The organism is Pseudomonas sp. Emmai (assembly GCF_055179735.1).
On record NZ_CM143685.1, the window covers coordinates 2,309,882 to 2,336,857 of the forward strand.

General features: G+C 58.6%; 24 protein-coding genes and 1 tRNA gene. 19 read left to right on the forward strand and 6 right to left on the reverse strand.

Annotation, left to right across the window (positions count from 1 at the left end; genetic code table 11):
• The first annotated feature begins 11 nt into the window (after positions 1-11).
• The 3 genes from ACY4LX_RS10545 (at position 12) to ACY4LX_RS10555 (ending at position 2,965) form a co-directional block, all read left to right on the forward strand.
• On the forward strand, positions 12-962 hold the full coding sequence (locus ACY4LX_RS10545) for an alpha-E domain-containing protein (RefSeq protein ID WP_133836635.1): 951 nt from the start codon (positions 12-14) through the stop codon (positions 960-962).
• Positions 959-1,780: a transglutaminase family protein gene (locus ACY4LX_RS10550; protein WP_133836636.1), complete on the forward strand. Its 822-nt coding sequence runs from the start codon at positions 959-961 to the stop codon at positions 1,778-1,780. The genes ACY4LX_RS10545 and ACY4LX_RS10550 overlap by 4 nt, the downstream gene beginning before the upstream one ends.
• 153 nt (positions 1,781-1,933) lie before the next feature.
• The gene (locus ACY4LX_RS10555; RefSeq protein WP_463259842.1) at positions 1,934-2,965 is read left to right on the forward strand and encodes an IS110 family RNA-guided transposase; all 1,032 of its coding nucleotides are present in this window, start codon (positions 1,934-1,936) and stop codon (positions 2,963-2,965) included.
• Positions 2,966-3,294: 329 nt separating this feature from the next.
• Here the strand turns inward: ACY4LX_RS10555 and ACY4LX_RS10560 are convergent, their stop codons facing one another.
• Entirely contained in the window at positions 3,295-4,116 is an 822-nt protein-coding gene (locus ACY4LX_RS10560; RefSeq protein WP_149657724.1) for a c-type cytochrome, read from the reverse strand.
• Positions 4,117-4,698: 582 nt separating this feature from the next.
• Between ACY4LX_RS10560 and ACY4LX_RS10565 the strand changes: the two genes are divergently transcribed.
• From ACY4LX_RS10565 to ACY4LX_RS10575, 3 genes are all read left to right on the forward strand, one after another.
• Complete coding sequence (locus ACY4LX_RS10565; RefSeq protein ID WP_463259843.1) at positions 4,699-5,904, forward strand: acetyl-CoA C-acetyltransferase; 1,206 nt, start codon at positions 4,699-4,701, stop codon at positions 5,902-5,904.
• Between the two features lie 25 nt (positions 5,905-5,929).
• Entirely contained in the window at positions 5,930-8,074 is a 2,145-nt protein-coding gene (locus tag ACY4LX_RS10570) for a 3-hydroxyacyl-CoA dehydrogenase NAD-binding domain-containing protein (RefSeq protein WP_463259844.1), read from the forward strand.
• 95 nt (positions 8,075-8,169) lie between these two features.
• On the forward strand, positions 8,170-8,892 hold the full coding sequence (locus ACY4LX_RS10575) for an amidotransferase (protein ID WP_463259845.1): 723 nt from the start codon (positions 8,170-8,172) through the stop codon (positions 8,890-8,892).
• A 98-nt stretch (positions 8,893-8,990) separates the two neighbouring features.
• Here ACY4LX_RS10575 and ACY4LX_RS10580 read toward each other — a convergent pair whose 3' ends face one another.
• The 3 genes from ACY4LX_RS10580 to ACY4LX_RS10590 form a co-directional block, all read right to left on the reverse strand.
• Positions 8,991-9,962 (reverse strand): magnesium and cobalt transport protein CorA, encoded by a 972-nt coding sequence (locus ACY4LX_RS10580; protein ID WP_149656873.1) that lies wholly within the window; start codon positions 9,960-9,962, stop codon positions 8,991-8,993.
• Positions 9,963-10,111: 149 nt separating this feature from the next.
• Positions 10,112-10,834 (reverse strand): 1-acylglycerol-3-phosphate O-acyltransferase, encoded by a 723-nt coding sequence (locus ACY4LX_RS10585; protein WP_149656872.1) that lies wholly within the window; start codon positions 10,832-10,834, stop codon positions 10,112-10,114.
• A gap of 214 nt (positions 10,835-11,048) precedes the next feature.
• Positions 11,049-11,738, reverse strand: a complete 690-nt coding sequence (locus ACY4LX_RS10590; protein WP_149656871.1) for a crotonase/enoyl-CoA hydratase family protein — start codon at positions 11,736-11,738, stop codon at positions 11,049-11,051.
• A 308-nt stretch (positions 11,739-12,046) separates the two neighbouring features.
• Here ACY4LX_RS10590 and ACY4LX_RS10595 point away from each other — a divergent pair.
• From ACY4LX_RS10595 to ACY4LX_RS10655, 13 genes are all read left to right on the forward strand, one after another.
• Positions 12,047-12,136, forward strand: a tRNA-Ser gene (locus tag ACY4LX_RS10595).
• 491 nt (positions 12,137-12,627) lie between these two features.
• Positions 12,628-13,818 (forward strand): hypothetical protein, encoded by a 1,191-nt coding sequence (locus ACY4LX_RS10600; RefSeq protein WP_463259846.1) that lies wholly within the window; start codon positions 12,628-12,630, stop codon positions 13,816-13,818.
• 40 nt (positions 13,819-13,858) lie between these two features.
• The gene (locus tag ACY4LX_RS10605) at positions 13,859-14,413 is read left to right on the forward strand and encodes an adenylyl-sulfate kinase (RefSeq protein ID WP_463259847.1); all 555 of its coding nucleotides are present in this window, start codon (positions 13,859-13,861) and stop codon (positions 14,411-14,413) included.
• Positions 14,410-15,159 (forward strand): class I SAM-dependent methyltransferase, encoded by a 750-nt coding sequence (locus ACY4LX_RS10610; protein ID WP_463259848.1) that lies wholly within the window; start codon positions 14,410-14,412, stop codon positions 15,157-15,159. Before ACY4LX_RS10605 ends, ACY4LX_RS10610 begins: the two co-directional genes overlap by 4 nt.
• Positions 15,160-15,163: 4 nt before the next feature.
• The gene (locus ACY4LX_RS10615; protein ID WP_463259849.1) at positions 15,164-17,479 is read left to right on the forward strand and encodes a PEP-utilizing enzyme; all 2,316 of its coding nucleotides are present in this window, start codon (positions 15,164-15,166) and stop codon (positions 17,477-17,479) included.
• A complete protein-coding gene (locus tag ACY4LX_RS10620; protein ID WP_149656867.1) occupies positions 17,476-18,063 on the forward strand; it encodes a gamma-glutamyl-gamma-aminobutyrate hydrolase family protein in 588 nt (195 codons plus the stop codon). The genes ACY4LX_RS10615 and ACY4LX_RS10620 overlap by 4 nt, the downstream gene beginning before the upstream one ends.
• Positions 18,064-18,090: 27 nt before the next feature.
• Positions 18,091-18,804 carry a phosphocholine cytidylyltransferase family protein gene (locus tag ACY4LX_RS10625; RefSeq protein ID WP_463259850.1) on the forward strand — a complete coding sequence of 238 codons (714 nt, stop codon included), beginning with the start codon at positions 18,091-18,093 and terminating at the stop codon, positions 18,802-18,804.
• Positions 18,805-18,989: 185 nt separating this feature from the next.
• Complete coding sequence (locus ACY4LX_RS10630; protein ID WP_149656865.1) at positions 18,990-19,310, forward strand: YbjQ family protein; 321 nt, start codon at positions 18,990-18,992, stop codon at positions 19,308-19,310.
• A 296-nt stretch (positions 19,311-19,606) separates the two neighbouring features.
• Positions 19,607-19,795, forward strand: coding sequence for a hypothetical protein (locus tag ACY4LX_RS10635; protein WP_123403202.1), 189 nt, complete (start codon positions 19,607-19,609; stop codon positions 19,793-19,795).
• Between the two features lie 324 nt (positions 19,796-20,119).
• The gene (locus ACY4LX_RS10640; protein WP_463259851.1) at positions 20,120-20,491 is read left to right on the forward strand and encodes a bacteriocin; all 372 of its coding nucleotides are present in this window, start codon (positions 20,120-20,122) and stop codon (positions 20,489-20,491) included.
• Positions 20,492-20,660: 169 nt separating this feature from the next.
• Complete coding sequence (locus ACY4LX_RS10645; protein WP_133836673.1) at positions 20,661-21,083, forward strand: hypothetical protein; 423 nt, start codon at positions 20,661-20,663, stop codon at positions 21,081-21,083.
• A gap of 129 nt (positions 21,084-21,212) precedes the next feature.
• A complete protein-coding gene (locus ACY4LX_RS10650; protein WP_463259852.1) occupies positions 21,213-21,386 on the forward strand; it encodes a hypothetical protein in 174 nt (57 codons plus the stop codon).
• A gap of 86 nt (positions 21,387-21,472) precedes the next feature.
• The gene (locus ACY4LX_RS10655; protein WP_463259853.1) at positions 21,473-21,676 is read left to right on the forward strand and encodes a hypothetical protein; all 204 of its coding nucleotides are present in this window, start codon (positions 21,473-21,475) and stop codon (positions 21,674-21,676) included.
• A 91-nt stretch (positions 21,677-21,767) separates the two neighbouring features.
• Here the strand turns inward: ACY4LX_RS10655 and ACY4LX_RS10660 are convergent, their stop codons facing one another.
• Together ACY4LX_RS10660 and ACY4LX_RS10665 are read right to left on the reverse strand one after the other, a co-directional pair.
• The gene (locus ACY4LX_RS10660; RefSeq protein WP_463259854.1) at positions 21,768-22,163 is read right to left on the reverse strand and encodes an Imm50 family immunity protein; all 396 of its coding nucleotides are present in this window, start codon (positions 22,161-22,163) and stop codon (positions 21,768-21,770) included.
• A 3-nt stretch (positions 22,164-22,166) separates the two neighbouring features.
• Complete coding sequence (locus ACY4LX_RS10665; protein WP_463259855.1) at positions 22,167-26,969, reverse strand: RHS repeat-associated core domain-containing protein; 4,803 nt, start codon at positions 26,967-26,969, stop codon at positions 22,167-22,169.
• Between the last annotated feature and the right edge of the window lie 7 nt (positions 26,970-26,976).

Below are 26,976 nucleotides of genomic sequence, written 5' to 3' on the forward strand. Positions count from 1 at the left end.
GGAAGCCTGCCATGTTAAGTAGAACTGCCTCGGATTTGTATTGGATGTCGCGTTACCTGGAGCGGGCGGAAAACCTCGCACGGATGCTCGACATCAGTTATTCGCTGTCGCTGATGCCGCAGGACGGTCGTGGCGATGGCCTGCATGAACTCGCCATGCCGCTGCTGATCACCGGCACCCTGGACGATTACCTGGAGCGCCACGGCGAGCTGCACGCCGAACGGCTGCTGCATTTCTTCGCCCTGGACGCGGCCAACCCGGCGAGCATCTACAGCTGCCTCGGTTCGGCGCGGGCCAGTGCCCACGCGGTGCGTGGGCGAATCACCGCCGACATGTGGGAAAACATCAACGCCACCTGGCTGGAAATTCGCGGGATCGCGGAACAGGGCTTGAGTCGCTATGGCATGAGCCGGTTTTGCGAGTGGATCAAGGAACGCTCCCACCTGTTTCGCGGCGCGTCCTACGGCACCATCATGCGTAACGATGCGTTTCGCTTCATTCGTCTAGGCACCTTTATCGAGCGGGCCGACAACACGCTGCGCCTGCTCGACGCGCGCTACGAAATGGCCGGCGATCAGGCCGAAGCGGTCAGCGACGGTACGGCTCACGCCTATTACCAGTGGAGTGCGTTGCTGCGGGCCTTGTCCTCGTTCGAGGCCTACACCGAGATCTACCGCGATGCGCCGGGCGCCCGGCATGTCGCCGAGCTGTTGCTGCTGCGCGCCGACGTGCCGCGTTCACTGCGTGCCTGCACCGAAGAAATCGACCAGATCCTCGCCCAGTTGCCGGGGGCCAACGGCCGTCCCGCGCAACGCCTGGCGGCGGAAATGGACGCGCGCCTGCGCTACACCGGCATCTCCGAAATTCTCGACGAGGGCCTGCACGCCTGGTTGACCGAGTTCATCCCGCTGGTGCGCCAGTTGGGCAACGCCATTCACAGTTCCTACCTGGAGGCTGCATGAGACTTTCCATTAGCCACGAGACCACCTATCACTACGAAGATCAGGTGCGGGCGAGCATCCAGTATTTACGGCTGACCCCTCACGACAGCGAGCGCCAGCACGTGCTCAGTTGGCAGCTCGACCTGCCGCGCCCGGTGCGCGCGCAACTCGATCCGTTCGGCAACATCCTGCACGTGCTGACCATGGACGAACCCCACGAGGCGATCATCATTGGCGCCCGTGGCCAGGTGGATATCGACGAACTGCGCGAAGCCGAGCACGAGAGCCAGTCGGCGCTGCCGTTCCTGCGCTTCACCCGGCTGACCGAAGCCGATGAAGCCCTGCGCGGGTTCGCGGAAAAGGAATGCAAAAAACGCCGGGACCGTACGGCGCTGATCGACTTGATGCAAAGCCTTAACCAGTACATGACCTACACGCCCGGTTCCACCGAAGTCGACACCACGGCGGCCAAAGCCTTCGCCGGGCGCTCCGGTGTCTGCCAGGATCACACCCACGCGTTCCTCGCCTGCGCCCGCAGCCTGGGGATTCCGGCGCGTTATGTGTCGGGGTATTTGTACAGCGAGAACAGCGAACACCTGGCCAGTCACGCCTGGGCCGAAGCCTGGCTGGATGACGCATGGTACAGCTTTGACGTGACCAACCAATTGGCCCGCCCGGAACGCCATCTGAAACTGGCGGTGGGCCTGGATTACCTGGACGCCTGCCCGGTACGCGGGATGCGCCGGGGCGGTGGGTGCGAACAGATGCATGCGAAGGTGTTTGTCTCGCCGACGCCGGTGCCGATGCCGGCGCCAGTGATCTCCGTCCAGCAGCAGTAACCCTCACGCTGATCGTTCCCACGCTCCGCGTGGGAATGCAGCCCGGGACGCTCCGCGTCCCAGAAGCAATGGGATGGACTCCTCCTCACTTCGGCATCTTGAGTGCCAGACTGAAAGTGCGAACCACAGTCAACGGTGAGAAGGAGTCCACACATGAAGCTTATGCGAATTGGGGTCGACCTGGCCAAGAACGTGTTTCAGATCCACGGCGTGGATTGTCATGAGCTACCCGTCTGGCGGCAGCGTTTATCGCGCGATCGCTGGCTGCAAACGGTGCTGGAAAAGATCGAACCCGGCTGTGAGATCGGCATGGAAAGTTGCGGTGGTGCGCACCATTGGGCGCGGCAACTACAAGCACGCGGATTTCGGGTGAAGCTGATCGCGCCGCAGTTCGTCAAACCGTACGTCAAGAGCAACAAGAACGACGCCAACGATGCCGAGGCGATCTGCGAAGCCATGAGCCGCCCCAGCATGCGCTTCGTCGCCGTCAAGACCATCGAACAACAGGATATTCAGGCGACGCATCGCATCCGGGCCGGCTTAATCGAACAGCGCACGGCCAAAGCCAATCAGATTCGTGGGCTGATCGCCGAGTACGGCCTCGTTGCGCCGAAGGAATTACTGATGCTGCGTCGCGCAATACCTTGCTGGCTGGAAGATGCAGATAACGGTTTGACGGCACGCTTTCGTCGTCTGCTGAATGGCTTGTGGGACGACCTACGCGCACTTGACGAGCGCGTGAGCGAACTCAATGGCGAGATATCTGCAATCGCGGCAAGTGAACCAACGGCCGTCCGCTTGCAGCAGTTACGCGGTGTAGGCCCAATGATCGCTACCGCGCTCATCGCCGCTATCGGTGATGCCCGCCAGTTTGCCAATGGCCGACAATTGGCGGCCTCACTAGGGCTGACACCCAGACAACACAGTTCTGGCGGAAAGGACCGATTACTTGGCATAAGCAAACGAGGAGATGCCTATTTGCGAACGTTGATGGTCCATGGTGCTCGATCAGCACTGCGCACGGCCAAATCCAAAGACGACCGGCTCAGCCAGTGGGCCGTCCGTTTGGCCGAGCGATCACATCCCAATGTGGCCGCTATCGCGCTGGCCAACAAAACTGCACGCATGGCTTGGGCAATGCTGCGCAATGACACTGATTACCAACCGGACAGGGCCGCAGCCTGACCCACAGACTTAAACGCCAACGAGTAAAAACTGCCTACCACGATTGCGAAGCAACCCTAACGATGGCAAACCGGTCGAACCGGCGTCGGCAAACCCCTCAAGCGTCCAAGTGCGCGAAGCACGTAGAAGCGATTGGGAGCCGGCGCGCGAATAGCCCATCATGGCCCTGCATCGAAACGATGCTGTATCCAGAGGCCGAATATACGTGTGCAGTCGGCACGGGCGCCAAAGAGAAGGAAGCTTCCCATCGAGGAGGAGTCCATATACGGACGCAGAGCGCCCGTTGAGGCATTCCCACGCAGAGCGTGGGAACGATCGGCTACACGCAGCTAGGGTTTAACCTTACGCCCCGCCATATGCTTCAAATACCCCACCAACAAATCCAGATCCCCCGCCGGCAATACCTGCTCGGAAAACGCCGGCATCTTCGCCTGCGGCCACTGACGCAAACTCTGCGGATCGCGAATGTAACGCTTGAGGAAGTCCGCGCCGAAATACTCGGTAGGGTTGTACGGAATATTCAGGTCCGGCCCGAACTGCGCATCCCCCGCGCCATTGAGTCGATGGCAGGCCAGGCAATTCTTTTGGAACAACGCAAACCCCTGGTTCACCGGATCGTCCGCCTTCAATGCCGGATCCGGCAGCAGGGCAGGGAAGCGCTGGGCCACCGGCGCCATGCGCTTGATGCTGGCGACTTCGAACGGCCATTGTTCGGGGCTGATATTGCCGGCCTGGGGGTCGGTCCAGACCAGATAAAACGGCCCGGCGCTGTGCTTGCCTTCCGACAGCGGTGGCCATGGCTTGGCCGGGTCTTCAATGGCTAGCCAGGCTTGCGCCCCTTTGGCATTGAGCAACGGTCCTGCCGCCAGTTCAGCGGCAAAACCGTCCAGGGCCACGGCTTGCAGGTGATCGTCAGGCTGGATGCCAGTCAACAACGCCGCCAACGGCACCGCTTGATAGCGCATGTCGCGTTTGTAGGAAACGTCATTGCTGATGCTGATGGTCTGGACCTGAGGGTGCTTGAGCAACTCCTCGGTCTGCCAGGTGCGACTGCTCGCGCCCAGCTCGAGGTTCAGCTGTGCAGCGTACAGGGGCGTGCCGAACAGCAAGGCCCCAACCAGAATAAGTGCTTTCAAGTGATCGCCGTCCATGTCGTGGAAGTGCCGCAAAGGTTGGCACACCCACGCAGGCCCGGGTAGCGAGCCAGTCACATTTTTTGATCAGACGATGTAAATCCCTGGCGCTGTTTCAGCCAATGACCTTGGTCAGGTTCGGCAAAATCAACAACAGCGTAGTGGCGAATAGGATGAGTCCGGCTTGACGTACTTTCGAATGTTTGAACATGGCTGACCGCCTTCTTTTTGTTATTTCCTGATGCCTGCCTGCATATCTCCATGACGGCAAAGCGCTGAACTTCCTGTAGGACGAGTGCCTCGGCAAAACCCGACGACAACTTCGTACATGTTCACCTTAGAGCCCGCGTCACGCTTGGTTTAGATCCATTTCGTATGGTGTAAAGGCTAAAAGCTATTAAAAAGGCATGAGGCCTATTGCCAGCTGCTTTGGCGCCCGTTGGCTAGACAGCTTCGTCACCTGAAACGGTTAATCCGATGGCCGATGACCGTCCGTCTGAGCGTGACCGTCAACGTCCGTGAGCATTGCGGTCATTGAATCCGGCGCTGCTCGGCATAAGGTGAGAACTCAGCATTTCACCGCACAGGTTCGAGGACCACATGACCGAAGCTTTGATTTTCGACGCGTTACGCACGCCCCGTGGCAAGGGCAAGGCCGATGGCGCGTTGCACAGCGTCAAACCGGTGAACCTGGTGGCCGGGTTGCTGAGGGCGTTGCAGCAGCGCACGTCCCTGGACACCAGCCAGGTCGATGACGTGGTGCTCGGCTGCGTCACGCCGATCGGCGATCAAGGCTCCGACATCGCCAAAACCGCGACGCAGGTTGCCGATTGGGACGTCAGCGTCGCCGGTCTGCAGATCAATCGCTTCTGCGCTTCGGGCCTGGAGGCGGTGAACCTCGGCGCGATGAAAGTCCGTTCCGGCTTCGAAGACCTGGTGGTGGTCGGCGGCGTCGAGTCCATGTCCCGCGTGCCGATGGGCAGCGATGGCGGTGCCTGGGCGCTCGACCCGGAAACCAATCTGCACAGCCACTTCACCCCGCAAGGCGTCGGCGCCGACCTGATCGCGACGATTGAAGGCTTTAGTCGTCAGGACGTCGATGCCTACGCGCTGCATTCCCAGCAAAAAGCCGCGCGAGCCCGGGCGGACGGATCGTTCAATAAGTCGCTGGTGCCGGTGCAGGACCAGAACGGCATCATCCTGCTCGATCACGATGAGTTCATCCGCGCCGAGTCGACGATGGAAGGCTTGGGTAAGCTCAAGCCGAGTTTCGAAATGATGGGGCAAATGGGCTTCGACGCCACCGCGCTGCGGGTCTACAGCCACGTGGAGCGGATCAACCATGTGCACACGCCGGGCAACAGTTCCGGGATCGTCGACGGCGCGGCGCTGATGCTGATCGGTTCCGAAGCACGCGGTCGGGCGCTGGGCTTGCAGCCGCGGGCGCGGATCGTCGCCACAGCGGTCACCAGCACCGACCCGACCATCATGCTCACCGGCCCCGCGCCGGCCACCCGCAAGGCCCTGGCCAAGGCCGGGTTGCGGGTCGAAGACATCGATTTGTTCGAGGTCAACGAAGCTTTCGCTTCGGTGGTGCTCAAGTTCATCAAGGACATGGCCATCGACCCGGACAAGGTCAACGTCAACGGCGGCTCGATCGCCATGGGTCACCCGTTGGGCGCCACCGGTTGCGCGATCCTCGGCACCCTGCTCGATGAACTGGAAACCCGGCGCTTGCGCTATGGCCTCGCGACCTTGTGTGTCGGCGGCGGCATGGGCATTGCCACCATCATCGAACGCCTCTGAGCCCCGACTTCAAGGAAATTTCTTCATGACTGAAGCCATTCGTTACGAAAAAGGCCAGGACCGGATTGTCGTCCTGACCATCGACATGCCGGGCCAGAGCGCCAATACCATGAACGCGGTGTACCGCGAGGCCATGGCAGCCCGCGTCGCCCAATTGGTGGTGGAAAAGGACAGCATCGCCGGCGTCATCATCACCTCGGCCAAGAAGACTTTCTTTGCCGGCGGCGACCTCAATGAACTGATCAAGGTCGGCAAACCCGAAGCCAAGGCGTTCTACGACATGGTGCTGACGTTGAAGGGGCAGCTGCGCACCCTGGAAACCCTCGGCAAGCCGGTGGTCGCCGCGATCAACGGTGCAGCATTGGGCGGTGGCTGGGAAATCTGCCTGGCTTGCCATCACCGCGTGGCGCTGGACAATCCGTCGGTGCAACTCGGCCTGCCGGAAGTGACCCTCGGTTTGTTGCCGGGGGGCGGCGGGGTGGTGCGCATGGTGCGTATGCTGGGCCTGGAAAAGGCCTTGCCGTATTTGCTCGAAGGCAAGAAGGTCCGGCCGCAACAGGCGTTGCAGGCCGGTTTGATCGATGAGCTGGCGGCGGATCCTGATGAACTGCTGGCCAAGGCGCGGGCGTGGATCATTGCCAATCCGGCGGCGGTGCAGCGTTGGGATGTGAAGGGTTATCAGATCCCCGGCGGCACGCCGTCGAACCCGAAAGTCGCGCAGATGCTGGCCATCGCGCCGTCGATCCTGCGCGCCAAAACCCAGGGCTGCCTGCCCGCGCCGGAGAAAATCCTCTGCGCGGCGGTGGAAGGCGCCCAGGTGGATTTCGACACGGCACACTTGATCGAGACCCGTTACTTCACGGAGTTGACCACCGGGCAGGTGTCGAAAAACCTGATCGGCACGTTCTGGTTTCAACTGAACGAGATCAATGCCGGTGGCTCGCGGCCACAGGGTTTTGCGCCGTATGTCACGCGCCGGGTCGGTGTGCTGGGGGCGGGGATGATGGGCGCGGGGATCGCTTTCGTCAGCGCCTCGGCGGGCATCGATGTGGTGTTGAAGGACATCGACCTCGCGGCGGCGGAGAAGGGCAAGGCGCATTCGGCGGCACTGCTGGACAAGAAGGTTGCCCGTGGCCAGTTGAGCGCTGAGCAGCGCGATGCGGTGCTGGCGCGGATTCACACCACGGAAAACGATGCGGATCTGGCGGGCTGCGACCTGATCATTGAAGCGGTGTTTGAAGATCGCGACCTGAAAGCCAAAGTCTCTGCTGCCGCACAGAAAGTCGTTGGTGCGGACGCGGTGATTGCCTCCAACACTTCGACCTTGCCGATCAGCGGCCTCGCCGCTGCGGTACCGGACCAGAGCAAGTTCATCGGCCTGCATTTCTTCAGTCCCGTAGAGAAAATGGCCTTGGTGGAAATCATCAAAGGCACGAACACCAGTAACGAAACCCTGGCCCGTGGTTTCGATTTCGTCCTGCAAATCAAGAAAACCCCGATTGTGGTCAACGACAGTCGCGGCTTCTTCACCTCGCGGGTGTTCGGCACTTTCACCAACGAAGGCATCGCCATGCTCGGCGAAGGCGTGAGCGCGCCGATGATCGAGACCGAAGCGCGCAAGGCCGGGATGCCGATCGGTCCGTTGGCCATTTCTGACGAAGTTTCCCTCAGCCTGATGAGCCACATCCGTCAGCAAACGGCCAAAGACCTACAAGCCGAAGGGAAGCCGCTGATTGAGCACCCGGCGTTCGCCGTGATTGACTTGCTGCTCAACGAATACAAGCGTCCTGGCAAGGCCGCAGGAGGCGGTTTCTATGATTACCCGGCCGGTGGCCAGAAACATCTGTGGCCGGAGCTGAAAACCCGTTTCGAGAAAGCCGACGGGCAGATTTCACCGAAGGATGTGCGTGATCGCCTGCTATTCGTGCAAGCCATCGAAACCGTGCGCTGCGTGGAGGAGGGCGTGCTGACCTCGACGGCGGATGCCAACGTCGGCTCGATCTTCGGTATCGGCTTTGCAGCCTGGACCGGCGGCGCGCTGCAATTTATCAATCAATATGGCGTGAAAGACTTTGTCGCCCGCGCCCAATACCTGGCCGAGCAGTACGGCGAACGCTTTGCTCCACCGGCGCTACTGTTGGAAAAAGCCGCCAAAGGGGAGGCGTTCTAAGGGACCGATGACGCACTTCGGGGCTTGCCTTGCCACCACGTTTCAAGGCAGGCTCTGAGGTGTGCATTATTCCCATCACGTGTCAGGTATTTTTTATGTCGTTACGCATCTGCATTCTGGAAACCGACATCCTGCGTCCGGAACTGGTCGATCAATATCAGGGTTACGGGCAGATGTTCCAGCGTCTGTTTTCGCAACAACCCATCGAAGCCGAGTTCTGCGTCTACAACGTGATGCAGGGCGAATATCCCGGCGATGAGCTGACCTTCGACGCTTACCTGATCACCGGCAGTAAGGCCGATTCCTTCGGCACCGACCCGTGGATCGAAACCCTCAGGACCTACCTGCTCAAGCGCTACGAGCGCGGCGACAAACTGCTGGGCGTGTGCTTTGGTCATCAGTTGTTGGCGTTGCTGCTGGGCGGCAAGAGCGAGCGCGCAACCCAGGGCTGGGGCGTGGGCATCCACAACTACAAACTCGCCGCCAAGGCGCCGTGGATGAGCCCGGTGCGGGAAGAGTTGACGTTGCTGATCAGTCACCAGGATCAGGTGACCGCACTGCCGGAAAACGCCACGGTGATTGCCTCGAGCGATTTCTGCCCGTTCGCCGCGTACCACATCAATGACCAGGTGCTGTGCTTCCAGGGGCATCCGGAGTTCATTCACGACTACTCACGGGCGCTGCTGGAGATTCGCCAGGAAGCGTTGGGTGAGCAGGTGTATTCCAAAGGCGTGGCGAGTCTTGAGCATGAGCATCACGGCACAACCGTTGCGGAGTGGATGATGCGGTTTGTGGCGCATAAGCCTGCTGCGGTTTAAGCGCCGAAAAGCTTCGCGGGCAAGCCTCGCTCCTACAGATCACGCTGACCTGTAGGAGCGAGGCTTGCCCGCGAATGTCACAGACGACTCGGTACTGGCTACAGCCATCCAGACTTCTTGAAACTCGCCCACAAACTCACACACCCCACGGCAATAAATCCCATCACCGCAAAATACCCGTAGTGCCAGCTCAACTCCGGCATGTTCTGGAAGTTCATCCCGTAGATCCCGGCCACCGCCGTCGGGAACGCCAGAATCGCCGCCCATGCTGCGAACTTGCGCTGCACCACGCTCTGGCGTGACGCCTCCAGCAACACCCCGACCTCAATGGTCTGGCTGGCAATATCCGCCAGGGTTGTCAGGTCTTCCATCTGCCGCGTGACGTGGATCTGCACATCGCGGAAATACGGACGCATGTTCTTGTCGATGAACGGGAAGCTCAGCTTCTGCAACTCTTCACCAATCTCCACCATCGGCGCCGCATACCGGCGCAAACGCAGCACGTCGCGGCGCAGGCTGTGAAGCTTTTGGATGTCGTGCTCATTGAGCGCGCTGCACAAGACGTTGCGTTCCAGCTCATCGATTTCAGCATGGATCGCTTCGCCCACCGGCTGGTAGTTTTCGATCACGAAATCGAGGATGGCATAGAGGACGAAATCTTCCCCGTGCTCCAACAACAACGGACGCGCCTCACAACGCTGACGGACATGGGCGTAGGACGCCGAGTGACCGTTGCGGGCGGTGATGATGTAACCCTTGCCGGCAAAGATGTGCGTCTCGATGAACTCCAGTTTGCCTTCATGGCGGATCGGCGAGTACGTGACGATAAACAGCGCATCGCCGAAGGTTTCGAGCTTCGGTCGACTGTGTTTTTCCAGGGCGTCCTCGATGGCCAGTTCGTGCAGGTTGAATTGGCGTTGCAGGTTGGTCAGCTCCTGGGCGTTGGGCTCTTCGAGACCGATCCACACAAAGTGCCCGGTCTTGGCGGCCCAGGCTGCGCCTTCATCGAGCGTGATATTGGTGATTTTTTTACCGGCGCTATAAACCGCAGCAGCAACAACTCTACCCATGATGGTGGTTCACTTCTTATCAATACGAATTGGCAGTGACAGGCAGTGTCCAGCTTAGCCTGCTGCTTGTAGAGATTCAGTGAAATCTGCGGAGTTCACGGGCAAGCGTTTCGCAGGCAAAAGAAAACCCGCACAGGGCGGGTTTCTGTTCAGGCAGCTTGCAGTTGCCGGTCCATCGCGGCGATGCACTCGCGCATCTGCTCGCGGCACTGGGCGATCAGCAGCGGCATATCGTCCATGCTCAATCCGGCGGTAGGAATCGCCGGCAGCGAGCGGATCAGAATTTTCCCACTGCGCCAGCGGTTCAGTCGCATGTGCTTGACGTAACTGCTGACACACACCGGTACGATCGGCACTCCGGCGGCAATCGCCATCTGGAACGCGCCTTTCTTGAACGGCAGCAAGTCCTCACCGAGGTTGCGCGTGCCTTCCGGGAACACCCAGATCGAGGTGTCTTCATGCTGCAAGGTGTGGGTGGTGGTGAGCATCGACTGGCGCGCCTTGTGCGCATTGCCTCGGTCGATCAACACATTGCCTGCCAGCCAGAACAACTGGCCAAACAGCGGCACCCATTTCAGGCTCTTTTTGCCGATACACACGGTGCGGCGGGGCACCACGTTGCCGAACACAAACAGATCGTAGTTGGATTGATGGTTGGCGATGATCACGCAGCTGTCGGGCTTGTCCATCAACGGACCGACGTCAGTCTTCACCCGCAGGCGCAAAATACACATCGCTGGCCAGGCATACAGGCGCGCGCATAAACGGCTGTTGTCCGGGTTGAACGGTCGGCACAGACCCAGAATCACCCCCAGCACACCGGCCAGAATAAAGTGCAGGCCCATCAATAACATACGAAACACAAACAACATTTACAGGCCCCACCGGGACAAAAGGTGGCGCAGTGTACGGATGTGCACTGTTTTCGGCAATTGCCACTATAGAGGCGGGAGATAGGCGATGTTTAAGCGCATGTTTCAGACTTGTGGGTCAGACGCGGCCTAGAGCGGTTGCAGACTTTTCAACAGAGCGCGTACGAAAAAGCCCGACACGACGGTCGGGCTTTTCGTTGCAGCAGGAATGGGCTTAACCCAGATGTTCCTGATCCTGGATGATCGCGTTGTCCAGCGTCTCCAGCAGTGCCTTGCGCACTTTCAGCTTGGTGTTCTTGTGCGCGGTCATGTTGATCTTCTTCAACTGGCGCGCCGCCGCCAGTGCTGCACCTTGCAGTTCCTCGGCCGATACCACCGCATCGAGGAAACCGGCAGCAATCGCGCTCTGCGGGTTGAACATCTCGCCATTGATCACCGAACGATGCAGCGCTGCGTTGCTCAAGCGATCACGGGCCAGCTCGATCCCGGCGTGGTGCATGGTCATGCCGATCTGCACTTCGTTCAGGCCAATGCTGAACGGGCCGTCGACCCCAATGCGGTAATCCGCCGACAACAACAGGAACGCACCCTTGGCCACCGCATGCCCAGGGCACGCCACGATCACCGGGAACGGGTGCGACAACAGGCGACGCGCCAGGGTCGAACCGGCCGTCACCAACGCCACGGCTTCTTTAGGGCCGGCGGTCATCACCTTCAAATCGTAACCACCCGACAGAATCCCGGGCGTGCCGGTAATGATCACCACTGCGCGATCAGTCACCGCCTGATCCAGCGCAACGTTAAACGCCGCAATTACGTCCGGGGAAATGGCGTTTACCTTGCCATTGCTCAACGTCAGGGTCGCGATACCGTCTTCGAGGTGGTAGGAAATCAACTCACTCATGACGCTATTCCTTGTATGAAAGTTGAGGCAGACGTTACCCACCGCGGCAAGCCAGGTAAAGCGCCGTGACTGACCCGCCGGTCACCCTTTCCCCGCCCGCCAAGCGTAGCCGGCCGCACCAGCCGTGCATTCCCCTCTATATAGAAGAGGGCGCGACGCCGGAGATTGGCAGGTTTGCCATACCCCGGAACCCGCCGCAGCGCCCGAATCGCTAACCGCATGAAAATTCTGAAAAAAATATTTGCCATCGGAAAAGCTTTCGACTACATTAGCGCGCCTCGACAGACAGAACATGTTTGAAGAGATACGGTGAAGTGTCCGAGTGGCTTAAGGAGCACGCCTGGAAAGTGTGTATACAAGAAATTGTATCGAGAGTTCGAATCTCTCCTTCACCGCCAAATTCGATGTAACCAGAACCCCTGATTTCGAAAGAAGTCAGGGGTTTTGTGGTTTCTGGCGTTCAAAAACACCAGGCGGCTTCTTAACAAAACCCCGGCCATGTGCCGGTTTTTTTGCTGAGCGCGGGAATACTCAAGAAAACGGGCCGCCCTCAGGTAGTAAGTCGCCATTCCCACGAGACAGCCTGCGAGCTTCCAGGAGATGACCCCGCGGCCATCGAGGCGCCATCCTATAGCTGTAGCATCTGGAAATATTTCCCGCCCCGCACGCTGTCAATTTGCCAGCGCATGCTATATTGACGCGCTTTTTGCAGCTGGGCCCAAGCCCTGTTTTTGGTTTCACAACTGTTCTGATTTGCCCCACAACAAGGATGTAACACGTGCGAAAGGGAGATGCGCTTGGGCTGGATCAACGAATTCTCTTTTTTCTGTGCGTTTACCTGGCCTGAACCTGGCTTGCCTGGGATAGCTTTGAAGGTGCGCGTTTTACAATGAAAAAAGTTTACTTGATCAGTAACGTCAAGCAAGGCGGAAAAACCTATCTTGAGTACTTGCGGCCAGCGCTGAATGCCCTTCGCAGTCATTACGACTGTGTGGTACTTCAAACCAACAATGTGGGTATCAGCAGAGTCGAAGCGGAACAGCTTCTGAATCATCCTGTTGAAGAAGTTACCCTGGATTTTATCGTGAAGATAAAGTCGCACGTCGTTATCTCTAATGATGGCTGGGTCGCGCGAATACTGGATGATTCAAACTTTGCTATTTTCATTGCCCATGGCAATGTCGGTATGCCGGCCAAGGATCAATACTATTTTTCTGAGTTGCTGAGTTATTGGGATGCGATTGTTTCCTCATCCCGATCGATTTCCGATCTGGTCAAAACGGGTCTGCAACTTTACCGACCTGACAGGCACGCGGGCCTAGCGGGCAATGCAACGAAAACGTTGCGCTCGGAATTCCGTAAAACCAATATCATCTCTGTATTACCGGTCAAGATACCCAAATCGTTCAAGGCGGCTCCTGACATTCAGCGGGTGCCCGATAAATGCGTCGTGGGCCTTCTGCCAACCCAGGTTGGTATATGCCCGAGCGGCGCTTCCCTGTATGAAAATATGGGGGTAGTGATTAACAGCATAAAATCCCAGATCCCCCATGCGCAATTTATCTTGCGCCCTTATATGACTGACTTCACACGCCCGTATGTCAGCGAAGTATGCGAGCAGCTTTCTCAGTATCCATGGATCACAATAGATACGACTAAAGGAAGCAGTCAGGATTTCTATCAGCAATGTGACAAACTCATCACTGACGCCTCAAGTGGTGGTGTTTCGTTCATGCTGAATACATGCAAACTGCCGATTTATTATGTTCCGGAAACCCATGAGAGCCACCCCATTGTTACGGCGTGGCTGGAGCAAATGCAGAGTCTGTTGCCAATCGCCAGAAGTAGTGACGATCTGAAAGATCTGATACTGGGTTTAGACCTGATTACGCCTGAGCAAAGTTACGCTATTTATAAGAAGTTTTATGAATCCGAGTACGGCGAACGCGAACATCCGGATGAGGTGTTCCTGGATCTGGTTCAGCAACAGCATGACTCTGATTTCCGCTGCTTTGTAATCGATGCCTGGGGAAAGGCCAGCGAATTCGAAGCTCAAACGAGCTCGCTGCAACTGTCATGAATCCCAAGCAATTGACGTTTCTAAATGGCCAAAGAGTCGGATGGATATGAAAGATGACGTTTGCGGGCAGGTGGTCTGGATTACCGGCCTGTCAGGTGCGGGCAAGTCGACGTTGGCCCAGGCGTTTGTAGACGGGCTTCGAAGTCATGGCCACTCGGTTGTCCTGCTGGACGGCGATGAACTGCGCGATGTTTTCGGGGCAACTGCTGCCAATACGAAAAACCACGGGCGGGAGGGGCGATTGGCCCTGGCCCTGCAATACGCCCATCTGTGCCGGGTCATCGCGGCGCAAGGGCACACCGTTGTGATCGCAACGATTTCGCTGTTCAGCGAAGTTCATGCCTGGAACCGCACCCATCTACCGGGTTATTTCGAAGTGTATTTGAAGGTGCCCGTGGCGGAACTGCGTCGTCGGGACCCCAAGGGAATCTATCGCCGGTTCGATGCCGGCGAGTTGGACAATGTCGCGGGTCTCGATTTACCGATTGATGAGCCGGACGCGGCAGATTGGGTGGTGGAGTTTGATCCTGACCGCTCCATACAAACGTTGACCGATAACTTGCTTCACCATTTTTTGAAAAGGAAGTTGGTATGAAAACCGAATGGGATTACTCCACCCTGGCCGACGCTTATCTGAAGCGTCCTGACTACGCCAATGCCGCCATTGACGCGATGCTGTCGATTGCCGGTGCCGAACAAGGCGACACGTTTTGCGACGTCGGCGCAGGCGTTGCGCACCTGACCTTGATGCTTGCTGCGCGTGGTCTGGACGTTGTGGCCGTGGAGCCGAATGATGCGATGCGAGCCAATGGCATCAAGCGTACCGCTGACTTGACCAACGTCAGTTGGCATGAAGGCACCGGCGAAGCGACCGGGCAAACTGATCAAGCATTCGACATGGTCACCTTTGGCAGTTCCTTCAATGTCTGCGACCGCCAGCAGGCACTCAAGGAAACCGCGCGCATCCTCAAGCCTCGGGGCTGGTTCGCCTGCATGTGGAACCATCGGTATCTTGAAGATCCTATCCAGGCCCGGATCGAAGCCATCATCAAGGATCGGGTCCAGGGTTACGGCTACGGTACTCGCCGTGAAGATCAAACCGCCGTCATCGACGCCAGTGCCTTGTTCGGCCCGGTTGTTCACCTGGATGCGCGGGTCACTCACGAACAGACCATCGAAGAGTGCCTGGAAGCCTGGCGTTCCCATGCGACGCTGGAGCGCCAGGCTGGCGCGAAATTCCACGAAGTGATCAGTGCCATTGATGACTATCTGAGAAGCCTTGATACGGCCTCGATCCAGATTCCGTACTCGACCAATATCTGGGTTGCTCAGCTGAGATAAGCCGATGTCGCTGCAATTCTCGACCAAGGCCGGCACATTGCTCAGCCTTCAGGAGCGACTCAGGTCCGCTCGCATCGCGCCCCTGTTGTCATTCACCGTGAAGGAATGGCAACAAGGGCGGCACGCCTGTTTTCGTGACGTTCGGGGAGGGTTGGGAGACGGGCCGTGGATCGTGCGTTCCAGCTGTTTGCGCGAAGATGGCGCGCAGGCATCTGGCGCCGGGGCTTATCTCTCGATCCCCGATGTCATTGAAGCGGACCTGGAGTCGGCGATTGAGCGGGTGATTGCCAGTTATGGCGATGCACATCCGTCGGACGAGGTGCTGATTCAGCCGATGTTGGGAAATGTGCTTCGCTCCGGTGTCGCCTTTTCCCACGACCCGAATACCTGTGCGCCGTATCGGGTGGTGAACTGGTCTGAAGGCACTGACACCGCTTCGGTCACTGGCGGCATGGGCGGTCGGTTGTGGCAACAGGCAGCGCGCAGCGAAGTGCCGCCACCGCCGAGCCTGGCCCCGCTTATGCTCTTGCTCGCCGAACTGCTGGCGTTGTTCGATAACGCACCCATCGATTGCGAGTTTGCGGTCACACGCGAGGCCGAGGGCGAAGTCCTGTGGCTGTTACAAGTGCGGCCATTGATTCTACCCAACCCTGCCGAATCCGAGGCTGACCAGGCTGCTCGCCTGGACAGCATTCAGCGCAAGGTGGCGCGGGGCATGCAACCTCACCCATTCCTGATGGGGCAGCGCACGGTCTATGGCGTGATGCCGGACTGGAACCCGGCTGAGATTATCGGTATCCGACCCCGGCCGCTTGCGCTCTCGCTGTACCGGGACCTGGTGACTGACTCGATCTGGGCTTACCAGCGCCATAACTATGGCTACCGCAACTTGCGCAGCTTTCCGCTGATGCCGCATTTTTTCGGGCTGCCGTACATTGACGTGCGCTTGTCGTTCAACTCGTTTATTCCGGCAGACCTCGACGAGGGGCTGGCAGGGCGGCTGGTTGATCACTACATCGATCGCCTGCTGGCCGAACCGACGCTGCACGATAAGGTCGAGTTCGAGATTGTGTTCTCGTGCTACACACTGGACTTGTCCCAGCGTCTGGAGCGTCTGGCCAGTGCCGGTTTTCAGGAGCACGAACTGGAAGCCATCAGCAGCAGTTTGCGCAAGCTGACCAACCGCATCGTCCATCCCAAGGATGGCTTGTGGCGCGCCGATGCCAATAAACTCGACATCCTCAATGAGCGACGCGAAGCGTTGCTGGCGTCCAATGCCGATCCCCTGGAACGGATCTACTGGTTGCTGGAGGATGCCAAGCGCTACGGCACCCTGCCATTTGCCGGTCTGGCGCGTGCTGGTTTCGTCGCCGTGCAGATGCTCAAATCCCTGGTGACCGTGGGCGTTTTCTCCCAGGCTGACTACGATTGCTTCATGGCGGGTGTCTCGACCGTCAGCGGTCAGTTGGCCCGTGACCGGGCAATCCTCGACAAGTCGACGTTCCTGGCGCGCTACGGTCATTTGCGCCCGGGCACCTACGACATCCTGTCGCCCCGTTACGATGAAGCACCGGAGCTGTATTTCGATTGGTCCCAGCGACCCGCCGCTCCGGAACCGTTAAAACCCTTTTCGCTGACCCTCCCGCAGATGCGTGCCATCGTGAAGCAATTGGAAGAGCACGGCTTGCAGCCCGATCCGGTCGGTTTGCTGGACTTCATGCAAGCGGGCATCGAGCTGCGCGAACTGGCCAAATTCCATTTCACCCGCAATTTGTCGGATGCCCTGGCATTGATTGCCGAAGTGGGCGCCCAGCATGGCATCAGTCGCGAAGACATCGCCTATTGCGACATCAGCGCCTTCAAGGAGCTGCACATAGCGGCTGTCGATCCGAAGGATGTGTTGTTGCGCAGCATCGAGCAGGGCAAGGCGCGCTACGCAGAAACCCTCAAGGTATCGCTGCCACCGGTGATTACCTGCCCTGAGGATGTCTGGTCCTTCGAATGGCCGGAAACCGCGCCCAACTTCATCACCCAGAAACAGGTGACCGCCCCCGTGGTGGGCAGTGATGACCGGGATAAGCTGACCGGGGCGATTGTCTGCATCCCCAATGCGGACCCGGGGTTTGACTGGTTGTTCGCCTACCCGATCGCCGGGTTGATCACGGCTTTCGGCGGCGCCAACTCGCACATGGCGATTCGCGCCGGCGAGCTTGGCCTGCCCGCCGTCATCGGTGCCGGTGAAGTGCTCTATCGTCGCTGGTCGACGGCACAGCGCCTGCACCTGGACTGTCCCGGCCGCTGGGTGGAGGTATTGGCGTGAAAGTCATCGCCGTCAGCCAGCGAGTGGACGTGTTGCCCGAGCGTGGCGAAAGCCGTGATGCGCTGGACCAGCGGCTGATTGATTTTCTACGGGCCGCCGGTTATTTGCCGTTGCCGGTGCCTAACGGTTTGGAGGGTGACCTGGAAGGCTGGTTGAGCGCGGTTTCGCCCCAGGCCATTGTGCTTTCGGGTGGCAATGACATCGGCCAGTGTCCGGCACGGGACCGGACCGAAAGCCGATTGCTTGACCATGCACGGGCTCACGGCCTGCCGGTACTCGGCATTTGCCGGGGCATGCAGATGATCGCGCACTGGTCGGGTGGTGTGCTCAAACCGGTGACCGGTCATGTGCGAACCCGGCATCAACTGTCGGGACAGATTGTTGCCGAGGTGAACAGTTATCACGGGTTGGCGCTTGCCGGGTGTCCCCATGGATTTGAGGTCCAGGCGCGCAGTGAAGATGGGGAAATCGAAGCCATTCGCCACCTCAGTCTGCCGTGGGCAGGCTGGATGTGGCATCCGGAGCGAGAAAGCGTTTTTGCAGCGCACGATGTTGATCGGCTGAAGCAGCTGTTCGGTGAATGAAGCGTCTTTATCTGAGGTAGAACGGTTGTGAAAGCCATTATCCTGGCTGCCGGACGTGGCAGCCGCATGAAAAGCCTCACGGATGAGCGTCCCAAATGCATGGTCGAGTTGCGGGGCAAGACACTCCTGGAGTGGCAACTTGAGGCGCTGCGCGGTGCCGGCATCAGCGAGATCGCTATCGTGACGGGCTACAAGCGCGAGTTGTTGGCCAATCAGGGATTGGTCGAGTTTCATAACCCGCGCTGGGCGGACACCAACATGGTGTCGTCGCTGGCCTGTGCTGAGGCATGGTTGGAACAGGAACCGTGCATCGTCAGCTATTCCGACATCTTCTATAGTCCCGTCGCGGTGCAGTCGTTGATGACCTGCAAGGCTTCCCTGGCGGTGACCTATGACCCGAACTGGCTGGCGCTGTGGACTGAGCGATTTGGTGATCCTTTGCTCGATGCCGAAACCTTTCGCCTGACGGATGCCGGCACCCTGGCGGAAATCGGCAATAAACCCACATCAGTCGATGATATCCAGGGCCAATACATGGGGCTCTTGCGGTTCACGCCTGAAGGCTGGGCAGACGTCGTTCGGTTGCGCTCGGCGTTGACCCCCGAACAGTGCGACAAAGTGCACATGACCCACACGCTGCAGCAAGTGATTGAGGCGGGGCGGGTGGCAATACAAGGCGTTGCATACTCGGGCGAGTGGGGCGAGGTGGACTCCGCTGAAGATCTGTTTGTGTATCAATAATCGAGATGACCGGGGCAGGCGAATGGCGGTTCGCCTGTTATAACAGCCGAACCTTCGAACGGAATCGACGTTCAGGGCTTCCCCCCGCATCGTCTCGGCAATTCCCGCGCCCAGCGACTGAATGGGCTTTTTTTAGCCCTCCATTTACCTGACGCCCACGTGTGTCTCGATGAAGAAGAAACCCCATGATCACCACCACTACCCACACCATCGAAGGCCGGCAAATCACCGCCTACCTGGACATCGTCAGCGCCGAGTCGGTGCAGGGCGTCAACGTGATCCGCGACATGTTCGCCGGGATGCGCGATTTTTTCGGTGGGCGTTCGCAGACGTTGGAGCGGGCTTTGAAGGAAGCGCGCATTCAAGCGACTGACGAGATCAAGGAGCGCGCGCAGGCGTTGCAGGCGGATGCGGTGGTGGGGCTCGATTTCGAGATCAGCATGCCGGCCGGCAAGGGCGGGATGGTGGTGGTGTTTGTGACGGGCACGGCGGTGAAGCTGAGGTAAGCGTTTTGACGGGCCCGTGCGCTTGATGAACGGGCCGGTTTCTGCTGTCGCTTGGTTTTTTACGTAGAACTTTTTACGTAGGAATAAGGGCATCGGCCTGCGGTGGGACAAGTGGGTATTTCTGTTTATAGCTGGACGTGTTTTGTAGGACGTCGGCACCGTCCATTCGTCGGGCACAGGGCAATCTGAATCACAAGTCCAGTAATGACCGGCTAGTCTCAGAAGCCTTGGTGGTCGATATTTTTCAGGCAAATAGGGCTTGCCGGTATCGACCCTGTTTTGAAAGGGGCGAAGAGATGGCGGATCCGTATATCGAAGACGACGGGGCTGAGTTTCCAATCAACAACTGTGTGCAGTGTGGCCAGACGGAATATGTGGCTGGTTTTGGCGAGGATCAGGTCAAGACAGGCAAGATCAAATCGACGGCGCCTCGAGCGACGAGGTCGAAGTTTCTGCCCAAGGTGGCAGCGCCTTCCAGGAAGTAAGCGTGACTCACAGAGCAGACCCCGCCATTGAGCGGGGTTTTTCATTTCTCGCGGGTGGAGTTTCGAAATTTCCTACAGACGTCGTGGATTTTTCTTTCACAAAGTTTTCACAAGAACCTACGTAGTCTCAACTCATCCGTTAGAAAGCAATATTCCAGCCCGTTACCCCAGCGGGCTTTTTTTTGCCCGTCATAAAACCTTTTCCATAAATGCTGTCCAACCGTCGCCCATAGCGCGGTTGCGCCGGATTGTGTCTGGACTTTGCCTTCGCTAAAGCATTCAATCTCCGCCTTTTCGTTTCCCCCTATTTTTGAGGTTTTCGTCATGCGTTTAACACTGCCCGCTCTGGTTCTGGGGCTTTTGGTTGCTCAAGGTGCGATGGCTGCCGGTCAAGGTACTGCCGCGCTCGGCGGTGGTCTGGGTGGCGCGCTGGGTAATGTGATCGGCCAAAACATGGGCGGCAGCACTGGCGCGGCGATTGGTGCTGGCGTAGCGGGCGCGGCAGGCAGTGCCATTGCCGCTCCGAAGGGTAGCCGTACCAAAGCAGCCATCGGCGGTGGCGTCGGCGCGGCAGGTGGTTCGGTCATCGGCCACAGCCTGGGCGGCAAGACCGGTGCAACTATCGGCGCCGGCCTGGGTGGCGCCGCGGGTGGCGCGGTAGGTACCAATCTATCGAAAGGCCACAAGCGCCACTGATCCCGAGGATCAGTAAACGAAGCCCGGTGTGATGCCGGGCTTTTTCGTTTCTGAACGTTTTTTTTGGATACGCCTCCAATCTCCTACAAGCCCCATCCGTTAACAGGGTACTGTGGGAGCAAGTTGAGACCATTGTGCTCTCCAATACGGAAATTCTGAGGTTCATATCATGCGTTTGACATTGTCCACGTTGGTTTTGGGTCTTCTTGTCGCTCAGGGCGCCATGGCGGCCGGTGATGGCACCTCGGCAGTCGGTGGTGGCCTCGGTGGCGCGCTGGGTAACGTCGTAGGCCAGCAAATGGGCGGCAGCACCGGAGCTGCCATTGGCGCCGGTGTCGGCGGCGCCGCAGGCAGCGCGGTCGGCGCACCCAAGGGTAGCCGCACGGCAGCAGCGGTTGGCGGCGGCGTTGGCGCGGCGGGCGGTTCGGTGGTCGGCCATAGCCTGGGCGGCTCCACTGGCTCGACCATTGGCGCAGGCCTTGGCGGTGCGGCGGGTGGTGCGGTAGGCAACAACCTGGGCAGCGACAGCGGCAGCTCCCATTCCGGTGGCGGGCATAAACACAAGAATAAACACAGAAACAAACATCGCTAAGTCAGTCTCGACTGACAGCAGAAACCCGGCCCCGCGCCGGGTTTTTCGTTGCTGTGGGTAGGACTCTGGAACGTTTGGTTGCAGGACGCCTCGAACTTCATACACTCCCGACACTTTGTGAGGCGCGCCATGACGCTTGAAGCCGAAGATGATGCTGACGAACTCAACGATCCTGGCAACGAAGACCCGGGTTCTTTGATGGACGATGCGACAGTGCCGCTCAACGACTCCGATGATGCGGGGGATGTGGGCAACACCGAGTATGAAGAGGAAGACTCAGACGAAGACTCAGACGAAGACTGACCGATCGTCCCTTGGGTCGAACGCTTGCATAGCCCCTGCCTCGAACGAACGAGGGCCTGCTTTTCAGGCCCTTCGAGAGGTGTTTTATGAATACTGATCCGAAAGTCGCTGATGTTGATGAAACGCCGGAATATCCGCTGCCTTCTCCTACTGATTCCCTGAGCCGCGATCAGCGTCCGCCTGATGATGAGGATGAGGCGGGGGTTGAGCAGGTTGTGGACAATGATGTGGAGGCGAGCCCTGATGATCCGGATATTGCGGGGGAGGATGGGTCGGGGGAGCCGAGTTGAGGTATACATACTTGGCGAAAAAAAGCTCAAAGCCCAGCAGTTTTGCTGGGTTTTTCAGTTTGCATAGGTTTTTAATTTGTTAAAAAATAAGTTATATGGGCGTTTCGGTAAGATATACAGACGGATCGCAAAGAGTTGGAAATTTCGTCGAGAATTTTATTAGAGAGTTCTCTGATTTTGCACATATTTCAAATACATCGCCATCTCTATCTATTGAGATTTTCAGTAATTCATTGGTTGGGATGTTTTTTATAATCAGATCGCTTATTTCGCTGCAATTGAGGCCAATGCGGCACGCATTAAATCCCATGTTTACCCATTTTTTTGGTGGCTGGTCCGGAATTTGTTTTATATCAAAGCCTATGATTATTGATGGTCGGTTATTGTCGATATGTATTGTGAATAGTTTAATGTCTTCAATCTCAATCGGGTGTCTGAATACCATGTTAAAGAAGGTGCTGCCATCAAGTTCGTTCCAGTATTTCATATTTTATCTCTTGAAAGAGTAGTGTTCTTTAGTGTTGTTGATCTTGCCGTTTCTAGGGTCATCAAACGGCCTGACATTGAAGTGCTGTCCTTGGTCACCCTTGTTATCTGCTGATCCGAATTTATGGCCAGCAGTGTGATCTTGAAGGAGAAGTATAAACCCGTCCTCTCGTGTGAACTGGTATTGCCTGGTTCTGATTGGCATTCCATGGTCGTTTAGAATGTTTTTTCCATTCATGTCAGTCATGTTGACGTAGGTGAATTGGCTCGCCCGTCCGCTCACTTTGTCAGTCTGCATATCAGGTTGTTGGTTTTTGGGGATTCCTGCATCGTTTTTCGCTTGTCGGAAAGCCCCTCGTCGTGAAACATCTGGAACTTCCGGTTCACCAAGGTTTGAACAACCATTTGCCTGCTGAACTTTCGGCGGGCAGTTGGCGTTTAGTCCCAACGGATCAACCCACCCCGTCGGATTCGGCGTGTACTGATACTGGTTCAGTCCGCCCGCCAGCTTGATTGGATCTGGCGTCAGATACCGCCCCACATCCGGGTTGTAGTACCGATGCCGGTTGTAGTGCAGCCCGGTCTCCGCATCGAAATACTGCCCTTGAAATCGCAGCGGCTGGTCCAGCACCTGGTGGGTATCGCGATTCAAACGAGTCAGGCGGCCATAGGCGGTGTATTGCGCGGCCCAGACGATTTCGCCGCTGTAGTCGGTCAGTTCATGTGGGGTGCCGAGGTGGTCGAGTTGGTAGTAGAACGGGCAAGCCTGGCGCGGGCCTTTGCCGTCGAGCATGGCCAAGGGGCGGAAGGTGCCGGGTTCGTAAACGTAGCTGCGGTAATGCTCGCGACTGCTTTCGGCGACGACCCGGTCGCCTTGCCAGAAGAACTCGGTGGTTTTGCCGTCGACGGTTTTGCTGATACGGCGCCCGAAGGCGTCGTAGCGATAACGCGAGCAACGTCCGTCCGGGGTCGTTACGCCCACCAACCGATGCTGGCAGTCATAGCGATAGTCGGTGACGAGTTTTTGCGCGGTGCCACGCCGTTCACGGATCAGATTGCCGAAAGCGTCATAGTCGTAATGCCGATCGCCCTGCATCAGCAGGCGATTGCCCTTGACGGTCGCCGCGCCGGGACGGTCCTGCATCAGCAGGTTGCCCGCCGGGTCGTGGGCGAAGCTTTCTGGCAGATGGTCGCGGGAGTGGCGAACGCGAATCAGACGGTCGAGCGGGTCGTAGTGGTAGCTGCGTTGGCCATGACGGGTGTCGGCGATGTGGTCGAGAGTGCCGTTGGCGCTGTAGGCAAATTCGCGGCGATACAGCGTTTGCCGCTGTTGGCTGACAGCGTGGGCCTTCAGGCGACCCTGCTCGTCATATTGGTAATCGCTGAGCAGCAGACCCTGTTGGCGGTGCTGTTCGCGACCGGCCGCGAAGGTATGCGACGTCAGCCGTGCGCCATTGAGGTCGATGGCTGTCAGCGCGCCGCCCTTGGCGTGGTGGTACTTGAGTTTGCTGCTGTCGGGCAGACGCAGGTAGTTGAGCTGGCCGCAGGCGTCATAGCCATAACGCAACGTGCCCCAGCCCTGGTGCTCGGTAATCAGCCGGTCTTGCCGGTCGTATTCGAACTCCAGCGGATGGTCATGGCTGTCATCAACGCTGACCAGTCGGCCGAGACTGTCGTAGCGATACTCGATCGTCGTCCCATCAGGCAGCGCTTTGACCAGTAACCGGCCTGTCGCATCCCTTAGGTAACCGGTGAACAGCTGTGAGCCGTCATCGCCGAACTCGGTTTTCTCCAGCAGATGGCCATTGAGGTCATAGGCGTAAGCCGTGCGGCGGCCATCAAACCCGGTTTCTTGTCGGATCAATCCGCTGGGCGTGTAGTCCAGCTGATATTTTTCGCCGGATTCGTTCTCGATTTCCGTCAGCAGCAGTCGCACGTTGTCGTAGCGATACTTCAGTTGGGTGCCGTCTGGATTGATCCGGCGGCTGACCAGGTGCAGGTCGTCGGCGTATTCGTAATGGGTGATGCGGCCGAGTTCGTCCCGTTCGGCGGTGATTTTTCCGTAGGCGTTGTAGCTGAACGCGCGGGTGGCACCTGTAGGAAGTGTCGCCTGGATCAGCCGGCCGACGGCGTCCCACTGGTAGCGGGTCACGGCATCATGTTCGTCCTGGCGGGTAATCTGTCGGCCCAGTGCATCGTAGGAAAACTGTCGCCGGCCACCCTGCGGCAACGTTTCTTCGACCAATTGGCCCAGACCGTTCCAGACAAACACATGCCGACTGGTGTCTGGATAACGGATCGACAGCAACCGCCCCTGAGCATCGTGGTGGTAATGGGTGACCTGTCCGTCCGGGTCGACCGCCTCGGTGACATCGCCCTGGGCATTACGCTGATACCTCCAAACCGCCTTGCCGCGACACCGCGCATGCAGGAAGCCGTTGCGATACTCGTAGGACGTCGGCTCGCCTTCGGGAGGAATCAGCGCCACAAGGCGGCCGACTTCGTCGTAGCGATAGTGGGTAATCGCCCCCAACGGATCCTGTTCGGCAATCAACCGACCCTTATCGTCGTAAGACTTGAGGTGTTCACCGCCGCTCGGTTCGACCCGCCGCACCAGCCGCGCCTTGTCGTCATGGACGTAAGCTTCTTCACTGCCGTCGGCGTTTTTAACCACGACGCCGCTCTGGTCGTCCCAGATGTAAGTGGTGTCCATCTGCGAAAAGCTTGCCCGGTGCCGGACACATCGCGCCGCCTTGCCAGACCGTTCCCACTCCCAGAAAAAACTCGCCCCGCCGGCTAATTGCCGCTGCAGGATCACGTGCTCGTCGTCGTAGTCATACCGTTCGCTTTCGCCAGCGGCATTGGTGGCTTCGATCAGGTGATGACGAGCGTCGTAGCGGTAGGCAATCAGCGTCTGTTCTGTACGCCAGGCATCACCCAGCGCTGCGGCAGGGTGAAACGTCTGATACTCGACGGCAACAAGGTGCCGGCGCTCGTAACGCAACAGCAGTGAGCGCCCGGCACCGTTTTCAAGGCGTTGGATGCGATCCTGGCGATCACGGGTGATGTGCAGCCGGTTGCCATAGGCATCGCTGATCGCGGTCAGCCGCCCGTTATGAAAGTGGTAAAACCTGGGTGTTTCGGCCGCCAGCGCAACGATCAGTTCCTGTGGCTCATCGCCCCGATAAATTGCCGCTCGCGACAGGCTGTTATGAATCGTCGGTCGCTCGTCACTCGGCAACGGAAAGGTCGTACGGCGGTTTTCATGGTCGATCCAGATGACGCAATCGCCATCGATTTCCAGCCGATGGGCGAGGGAATGACTCCAGCCCCAGCCCAGCCCGCAGTCCAGTTCCACTGCACTGGTGCGGTACATCCGGGTGAAATCAAATGCCAGCAACCCATCGAGAGAACCATCGGTCAGGGTCAGCAGTTCTTCGCCGGTGACCATCGATACCGGGCAACCGTTGGTGCAGGTCAATGGCCCGCAATCGGCGCTGTCACCGTTGGGGTTTTTCGCCTGGTCCGGCGCATCGTCATGGGGTTCGTGCCGGACCATTCGGGTTTGTGCGTCGGTTTTGTCGCGAGCGATCGGGGCCGGGTTCTTCACCACCAGAACCGGCGACTCTCCGTTGCGAATCTCCAGCGGCAACGTCGGCGTCGGATTCAACGGCGCCGGGCGTGCATTGACCGCCAACGGTTTGAACACGCCCGCATGGGTGGCAAGCCTGGATTCGGTGGTCAGCTCCGCCAGGCGCAAGGTGGCGCCCGCCAGCCATTGCCGCGCCCGTGGCGATTTGATTTTATCCAGCACTTTGGTGCTCAAACCCAGTGTCACGCCTAAGGTGCCGGTCACTCTGGCCAGTAGGAAAGCGATCAGCAGGTCTGTGCGAATTTCCGCCACCACCTCAGCAACAAATTGCGGCGGCAGCATCCTCAGCCAACTGGTCAATGCCGCAAGGTGAATGAACAGCAGCGGTTCATCGCTCAGCACCAGCAGGCCATTGGCGATGGCGTCCGAGGAGGCTTCAAGCAATGCGTCCAGTTCGGCCTGGGTCAGGTACTCCAGCAGCTTTTCGCTGTTGGCTTGCAGATCGGCGAGCAGGGCGTAAACCTGTTTCACGTCATCCCAGACGCCCTGCAGCGAATTCCCGACGCCCAGCCAGTCCGCCTCTTGCAACAGGCTGTAACGATCGAGGAAGCCAGCGCTGGCGAACTCGATCCATAAAGGTTCGAACTCACGGGTCCACTCGGCACGCAGCCAGCCTTCGAGCTCGTCGATCAAGCCTTGATAAGAGGCGTAGAGCACCTTGATGTGCTCGGCTGAAACATCGGGAAAGAAGGTGATGCGATAACGCTGGCCCCGGGAGCAATCGGAAACTTCGAGAATGCCGCCCGGGCCGATGGTCTTGCGCACCGGCTCGCCAAACGTCAGTTCACCGTTGCGGTCCGCGATCACCGGTTCGAGCATCACCGGCGTATTGCCGATGGGCACGAAACGCGCCGCCTCGAACATATGCACCAGGGTCAATGGGCCTTCGGCGGGGCACTGGGTTACGACGGCGCTGACCGGTTTGCTGGAATCAAGTGGCGCGCGGAGTTGAACGTCGTTGCCGACCTTGAAGACCTGCTCGACATCCAGCGCCCAGCCAGTCCAGAAGTTTTCCGCCCAGCGTTCGTAGTCGTTCAGGCAGAGGCGAAACTCGCCAAGCAACGTTTCGACGTCGGGTCGTTCCGGGTTCATGGCCGCGACCACCAGCAGTCCAATGGTGTTGTTCAGGGCCAGGAGTCCATTGGGGTCGAACATTCGCAGT